At 34.5% G+C, this 7937-nt stretch carries 6 protein-coding genes; 3 read left to right on the top strand and 3 right to left on the bottom strand.

Going from position 1 to position 7937, the window contains the following annotated elements; all coding sequences use genetic code 11:
* Positions 1-112: 112 nt before the first annotated feature.
* Complete coding sequence (locus tag CD31_RS00525) at positions 113-1006, bottom strand: C40 family peptidase (RefSeq protein WP_016993741.1); 894 nt, start codon at positions 1004-1006, stop codon at positions 113-115.
* Positions 1007-1256: 250 nt separating this feature from the next.
* Here CD31_RS00525 and brnQ point away from each other — a divergent pair, with 250 nt between their 5' ends.
* Complete coding sequence (brnQ, locus tag CD31_RS00520; RefSeq protein ID WP_036074910.1) at positions 1257-2576, top strand: branched-chain amino acid transport system II carrier protein; 1320 nt, start codon at positions 1257-1259, stop codon at positions 2574-2576.
* Positions 2577-2747: 171 nt separating this feature from the next.
* A complete protein-coding gene (locus tag CD31_RS00515; protein ID WP_036074909.1) occupies positions 2748-4121 on the top strand; it encodes a S41 family peptidase in 1374 nt (457 codons plus the stop codon).
* 40 nt (positions 4122-4161) lie between these two features.
* Here CD31_RS00515 and CD31_RS00510 read toward each other — a convergent pair whose 3' ends face one another.
* Positions 4162-4761, bottom strand: a complete 600-nt coding sequence (locus tag CD31_RS00510) for a TetR/AcrR family transcriptional regulator (RefSeq protein ID WP_016993739.1) — start codon at positions 4759-4761, stop codon at positions 4162-4164.
* A 568-nt stretch (positions 4762-5329) separates the two neighbouring features.
* Here CD31_RS00510 and CD31_RS00505 point away from each other — a divergent pair.
* Entirely contained in the window at positions 5330-6304 is a 975-nt protein-coding gene (locus CD31_RS00505; RefSeq protein ID WP_036074906.1) for a proline dehydrogenase family protein, read from the top strand.
* A 65-nt stretch (positions 6305-6369) separates the two neighbouring features.
* Here CD31_RS00505 and CD31_RS00500 read toward each other — a convergent pair whose 3' ends face one another.
* A complete protein-coding gene (locus CD31_RS00500) occupies positions 6370-7707 on the bottom strand; it encodes an AAA-type ATPase lid domain-containing protein (protein WP_036074905.1) in 1338 nt (445 codons plus the stop codon).
* Between the last annotated feature and the right edge of the window lie 230 nt (positions 7708-7937).

Below are 7937 nucleotides of genomic sequence, written 5' to 3'. Positions count from 1 at the left end.
AGCTGTCTAAACGAAATAACCGTGTCTAACTTTTAGGGGTCACTTCATTTTAACAGAAGGGGGTTTTGCTAAAATTAAAAGCGATTTTTGCCTAGGCAAAAATCGCTACTTTTTATTTCACATTGTCAAATCGTTTGTAGGCTACTAATTTAGAAGACCAATAAGAGTACGTAACATCTGAAATTTCTACACCATCTGTACCTGCATGAATGAATTTATTATCACCGAGATAAATTCCCATATGAGAAATACCTTCTTTATACGTATTCTCGAAGAATACTAAATCACCAGGTACCGGATTTTCTACATGCGTTGTATTTCCATAAAAATAACCTTCACTGCTTGCTCTTCCTATTTTTAAACCACCTTGATTAAAGGCATAAAAAATAAAACCACTACAATCTAGGCCTACAGGTGTATTTCCACCGTATAGATAGGGTGTTCCAACTAAAGTATTGGCAACTTCAACTGTTTTGTTATAAATCGCTTGTCCATTAGCTGTAGGATCTTTTGAGGTTACTTTTGATGGGGTGCCCGTACCTGAAGTCACATTATTATGTATAGTATCACCATCGGGTATCACTGCGCCTGGAGAAACCTTCAAGACTTGTCCAATAAAAATTGTGTCCTTTTCAAGCTTATTCCAATCCATAATATCCTTAATTGTCACATTATACAGCTTTGCGATTTTTGATAATGTGTCACCTTTCGCTACTGTATGTGAGCTAGTTGTTGGCTTTACAGATGTTGATGGAGTGGAGGGCTTTACTCCCTCATTCTTTGATTGCTTTTGTATCTCAAGCTTTTGAGCTACATAAATCGTATCTTTCGATAGATTATTCCACTTCATAATATCCCCAATCGTGACTTGATGATTTTGGGCGATTTTCGTTAAAGTATCTCCTTTTTGTACAGTATATGTTGCTGCTTCCGCTGTTTGTAATGCTAAAAATGAAGTTGCTAAAGTACTTAGAACAAGAATTCTCCATTTTTTTGTCTTTTGCATACCAAAGTGCCTCCGTTCGTGCTAGAATATTCCCTTGTGTGTCTATCATACTAGATAACTATGGCATGAAAAATCGGAAAAACTGACTATTTTTCAAACATTATAGGAAACTTATAGAATACGACGAAATCCGACTATATTGAAATACTATTTTCGTTGCAAGATTAGTGTTCCTATGATAACATACACTTCTGTATTTAAAATTTTTAGAAAGTTTTAGCTTTTCAATCTTAAAGGAGTTATTATACTTATGAAAAACATCTTGCATTTCATCAAAGGAAATTTAGCAGTAGGATTACTACTATTTGCCTTGTTCTTGGGTGCTGGTAATATTATTTTCCCACCATTATTAGGCCAACAAGCAGGTGAAAACATCACTGTAGCTATGATTGGTTTCCTTATAACAGGTGTTGGTCTACCATTATTAGCGATTGTTGCTGTTGCCAAAGCAGGAGGCGACTTACAACTGCTTGCTAACCGTGTTAGCCCTGCTTTTGGGGTGATTTTCACCTCCATTGTCTACTTAGCAATTGGACCATTCTTTGCTGTACCACGAACAGGATCTGTGTCCTATGAAATAGGCATTGCTCCGTTTCTCTCAGAAGCTATGAGGGATCATTGGGCGCCACTTTTCATCACATCTATTTTGTTTTTTACTTTAATTTTATATTTATCTATTAATCCTTCGAAGCTCGTCGATCGAGTAGGTAAAATTTTAACACCTGCCCTGCTTTTCGTTATTTTATTGCTTGCTGTTAAAAGTTTTATTTCTCCAATGGGAGAACCAGGAGAAGCTGTTGGCAACTATAAAGTGTCACCTTTAGCTGAAGGCTTTGTACAAGGTTACTTAACGATGGATGTTCTAAGTGCTCTTGTTTTTGGTATCGTCATTTTACAGGCCCTGCGTGATATGGGGATGAAGGATACAAGAAAACAAGTAAAAACTACGATTTTTGCGGGTGTCGTTGCCGCTATTGGTTTATCCTTTGTTTATATCTCTCTAGGGCATATTGGTAACACAAGTATCACTGCAATTGGTATCTCTGATAATGGCGGAAATATTATTGCAAAATCAGCTGAGGTACTCTTTGGTAGCCTTGGAAGTATTATTTTGTCTGCGACTATTTTACTAGCATGTATATCAACGGCTGTTGGTTTATTAACTGCTAATGCACAATTTTTCCATAAACTCTTCCCTCAAATTTCATACAAAACGTTTTTAGTGGTCTTCACTATTTTTAGTGCAGCTATTACAAATGTGGGACTTTCAACAATAATTAGTGCATCACTACCTGTGCTATTAATCATTTATCCTTTAGCTATGGTGTTAATGGTCTTGTCACTAGCAGATCACTTCTTTAAAGGTGGACAAATTGTTTATATTTTAGCGCTCGTTCCAACTTTCCTTGTCAGTCTATATGATGGCTTAAAACAAATGAAAGTTGAAATTACGCCTTATGAAACTATCCTGAAAGCATTGCCAATGTATGAACAAAATTTAGGGTGGCTTTTACCAGCTATTGTGGGCGCAGTAATCGGTTTTATTATTCATAAATTGAAAAATAAATAATTTATAAGAATCTACTTGCCTATAGCGACAAGTAGATTCTTTTTCTAGTCCACCACGATAGCTATAGCTTCATGTATAATAAAAATCAGATACTCAATTGCATAATGTAACCATCCAATTAATACCATAAAATGCTACATTTTATTTTGAGTTCTAGAAAAGAGGTGTCCAATGAAAAAGTTAATATGGTCATTCGCATTTGTTCTAGGCTTCTTCCTTCTCCCTTTTACAAGCACTCAAGCGGCTGAAAATGATCAACAGCTTATCAAGGAGATTAAGGAGATTGTTAAAGATACTTATGTTGGAACAATTGATGGAAACTTAGAGAAGGCTACATCCATCTCAGAAATCATGGATATGCTTGATCCTTACTCAACCTACTTCACTAAACAAGAATTTGAAAATTATATGAATAGCATTAACCTATCTACTATAGGTATAGGTGTGGTGATTGAAGAACACGAAGATGGCATTCATATTTTACAAGTAATCGAAGGCAGTGGCGCATTTGAGGCTGGGGTTCAGGCTGGAGATATCATTATTGGCGTTAATGGTGAATCCATTATCGGGCGTTCTACACAAGAAACCTCCTCCCTTTTAATCGGTAATGAAGGGACTAAGGTAGAAGTTACATTAAAGAATAGTGATGGTTCAAAAACTACTAAAACTATTACACGTAAAAAATTCACATTACCGAATGTACAAACTGATCTGCTATTTGGAAATGTGGGCTATATTTCGTTGGCTTCCTTTTCAGAGGATGGTGCACAGCTTGTCAAAAATGCGCTGATAGACTTAAAAAAACGTGGTGCAACATCGTTTATCTTAGATTTACAAAATAATGGTGGCGGTTATGTGACAACAGCTGAAGAACTTACAGGATTATTTCCATCTGCTAAAGTTGCCTATTTATTAGAAGAAGCACACGCCTCTTATACCATACCAGCAGTTCAACAAGATACAAAGTTTCCTAAAGATACCCGTATTCTTGTAAACCGCTATAGTGCAAGTGCTTCTGAAATGCTTTCCGCATCACTAAAAGACCAGAAAGCTGCTATTTTATACGGAGAAACAACCTATGGGAAAGGTGCTATGCAAGGTTTTTATACATTACATGATGGAAGCTATTTAAAGCTTACAGTTGGTAAATTTACAGGTCCAGCTGGTCATATTATCCATGAAGTAGGCGTTAAACCAAATGTTCAAACCACAACAGCACCTATTTTCCAGGCACATTATGATGCATTGAAGGAAAAATATCCTAAATATAAACAACTCTCCACGGTAAAAAATATTGCTGATACGAAAAAATTCACAGTGAAATTCCCTACAGCACTTACTTCACAAATCGCTAAGAGCAACATTCAACTGGTTGCTTTAGGAGCTAAGGAAGTACCCGTAACAGTTAAAATTGAAGGGCGTTCATTAACTATTACTCCTAAGAGTGCTTTATTAGCGGATCAGGAATATATGCTACTTATTCACCCAAATGCACGTAGCAAAGATCAAAAAGGCTACTATCAGCATATAAGAATAAACAAATAAAAAAACCTGTCATCGACAGTAAAAATCGATGACAGGTTTTTTATATCACTTCTTTTGTTTTCCAAAAATATAATTGTACAATGTCATTTGCTAGTTCTGCAGGTAACCTTTTTTCTTCTAATAAATTCGTTATGATGAGTCTTTCTATTGATCCTACTAAACAATCTATCATAATTTTTATATCCACACTATACAGTTGTAGATCTTTGTCACAATCATGCAGATAAATAAGGTGGAGCAATTGCTGAGTCATTTGGTTTTTTACCAATTGTGCTTGCTTGGATTCAATAAAACCTATTTTTGTTAATTCAGGATTTTCAATTATGTATACGAACAGGTTCAATAGCTTTTGCTCTAATAGCGTGACAAAACCCTGTAATCCATATTCAATAATGTCCGTAGACTTACTATTCATTACTGCAAAGAATCCGCTTTGAAATTGCGCATTCAAATCGTTATAAAGGGCATCCTTGCTTTTAAAATAGAGATAAAAAGTAGGCTGAGTTACATTGGCAGCCTTTACAATGTCACTAATTTTGGTATGATGATAACCTTTATCAGAAAATAGCTCTATCGCTTTTTCAAGTAATAGTTTTTTACTTAGTTCTCCATTTGAATTAAATTTTCTGCCTCTTGCCATACTTTCCACCTTATCTTAGTTTAGAGTAGTCATATTTCCCTTTTCTATTGCTTATATAGACACACTATTCTAAATCAAAAGCAACTATAAATTCACAAAATGTACATAATTCACTCATGATTATATACCATTTTATTATAATACACCCTGTTTTTTTTTACTATAAACTACTATTAATATGATATTTATATTAATAAATGCAAAAGTGGATATCTAAGATTCGCTTCTAAGATATCCACTATCATTTATCCAATAAATTATATTGAAATATTATTAATTCCATAGACAATTCTTAAAAACCGCACTCTTAAATACCAATATTATACATTTAATTGAATTAAGACATATAATAATCAACATAAAACAAATCTATTATTTTGAAAAGTCCTTTTTTTTGAAAAAAATTTTTTAATTTTTATTTTTTTCATGAAAAAGTCAATGACTGCAATAGTTTTATCTCACTAACTGGCTCTGAAAAATATTTTTTCTGAAAATCAAACCATTTTACTTTTCAAAAAAAGTGTTATAATCGCCAAGAATTTAAAATTTTCATTCTTGGAGGCATATGATGGTATTACGTGACTTTTTCATTTACTTATCAGAGAACAAATTGTTAAACAGCGCTGCACAAAAGTATGGTTTAAAAATGGGTGCCCAAAGTGTTGTTGCTGGCACAAGTTTACCAGAAGTTGTGCAATCGATTAAAGAATTAAACAAGGCTAATATTTCTTGTACAGTCGATAATCTAGGCGAGTTCGTCTACGAAAAATCAGAGGCAACTGCTGCCAAAAATAATATTTTAGCTGTTGTACAAGCTATTCATGATGAACAGCTTGATGCACATATATCACTTAAACCTTCACAATTAGGTTTAGATATTGATTACGCATTTTGCTATGAAAACTTAAAAGAAATCGTGGCTCTTGCACATCAATATAATATTTTCGTGAATTTTGATATGGAAAACTACGAGCGTTTACATAGCTCTTTTGAATTATTAGAGGAATTACACAAAGAGTATGATAACGTAGGAACAGTTATTCAAGCTTACTTCTTCGAATCAGAGGAAAATATTGAGAAATACAAAAACTTCCGCTTACGTATTGTAAAAGGTGCTTATAAAGAACCTGAAAATGTGGCCTATCAATCAAAAACTGATATTGACCATAATTACTTAAAACTAATTGAATATCATTTGCTACATGGTAAATTCACTTCGATTGCGACACACGACCATAATGTGATCAATCATGTAAAGCAATTTGTGAAACAGCATAATATTCCAAATGAAAAATTTGAATTCCAAATGCTATACGGTTTCCGTAAAGAAATGCAGCTAGATCTTGCACGTGAAGGTTATAACTTCTGCACATATCTTCCATTCGGTAACGATTGGTACGGTTACTTTATGCGTCGTTTAGCAGAGCGCCCACAAAATGTAGCACTTGTAACAAAACAGGTATTTAACAAAAAAACGAACATGGCAATTGGCTTAGGAGCAGCAGCATTTGCCCTAGGTCGCCTTTCAAAAAAAGGGAAATAATACACAAGCTAGAGACTATTCATCAGTTTAGTTTTGGGAACCTATCCAAAAAAGCGAAAACATCGTTAATCAATGTTTTCGCTTTTTTTATTGAGCTTATAGTTTTTAACACGATATTGGAGACTTTGTCGACGAATCCCCAATGCAGCAGCCGTTTTAGAAATATTTCCTTGATGAAAATCTAATGCCTTTGAAATATAGTACTCCTCTACCTCTTTCATATAGACATCTAATGGTCGAATATCCTGTTGATTTTTAATGACAAACAAATCACTCGTAGAAACCTCTTTTTCCGTCTCCTCACAAGCGCTTTGGATTTTCCATTTAAAATGCACGGGCAGCATATGTGATTCCACTATCGTTTCATTGGTGATCAATGAGGTAATTTCATCCAGCAAGACTTCTAATTCCTTTAAATTTCCCGGCCAATCGTATTTTAAAAAAGTATCTCGCACTTCATCTGAAAGCCCTTGAATAGATGAGCCAAAGCTATCACGATGCCTTTTGAAGTAATCATCGATAAAAGGCATAATATCCTCTTTTCTTTCTCGTAAAGGAGGCACATAAATCGTAATACCTGAAAAAAGACGGTAAAGCTTTTTGGATAGTTCATGCTTTTGAATTAAATCAATTGGATCTTTGCCAACACTAGCAATTAAAACATGCTGATGATTAGGATGATTATTTAAAAGTTCAACAATCTTTTCTTGTGCCTCTAGAGATAAATATTCAATGCGCTCAGCAAAGAAGGTTATTTTCTCCTTTTCCACAATATATTTTTCAAATTGCTTTAATACCGTTTTCTCATCTCGACGGCAAATTAAAGCAATAAACATATCATTTTGCACCTTTAGGTCATGATGTATTCCCTCAGCAACCATATCAATCCCAGTACCTGATTCCCCTATCAACACAACAGGCATTCTACTTAGCGCCACAATTTTTGCTTTTTCAATGACATCCTTCATGACGGGTGACACAGCCGTGATGATGTCAAAAGTCAATGGTGCGCCATACCTTCTTAGAGGCTGATACATCATGTATTCAAGCTGTGTTATATCTCGGGCAAATTCCACAGCGCCTATTAAAGAGCCTTCATAGTGCAACGGATAAATATTGCTTATGTAGGTCACTTCTTGATTTTTTTTATTCCAATACGTTTTTTTTATATTGCGTACTGGCGTTTCAGAGCTGAGGACCTTATAAATATCACTTTTTTCGATTTCAAAATCAATAATCTCTAAGGCTCGCCTCTCCTCAAACTCATCCTCATTGACGCCTTCCAATTCTCTCATTTTTTTATTGTATATAAGCAATTTACCCTCTGTGTCTACCACACAAATGCCCATATCGCCTTTTTCAATGACGTATTTATAAATACTTAGTAGTACCTTGTTATCCATTTTGTCCTCCTGTAATCCATTAAGCTTATTCTAACACCAATATGAAAAGCAGATGCAAAAATTAAAAAAAGTTTTAAAATTTGAGTTGATTAATGCCAAATTATATTGCATTATATAATTAACACAATCTTAAAAGGTGCATAATCATTTGGCACCATTTATCCATGGGGAGGAAACTGACATGATTCCATACAAACACGAACCATTCACAGATTTTTCACAAGAGGCAA

This window comes from Lysinibacillus boronitolerans JCM 21713 = 10a = NBRC 103108, assembly GCF_000772935.1.
In the GTDB taxonomy this organism is placed as follows: Bacteria; Bacillota; Bacilli; order Bacillales_A; family Planococcaceae; genus Lysinibacillus; species Lysinibacillus boronitolerans.
This window is presented reverse-complemented; position numbering and strand designations above follow the sequence as displayed.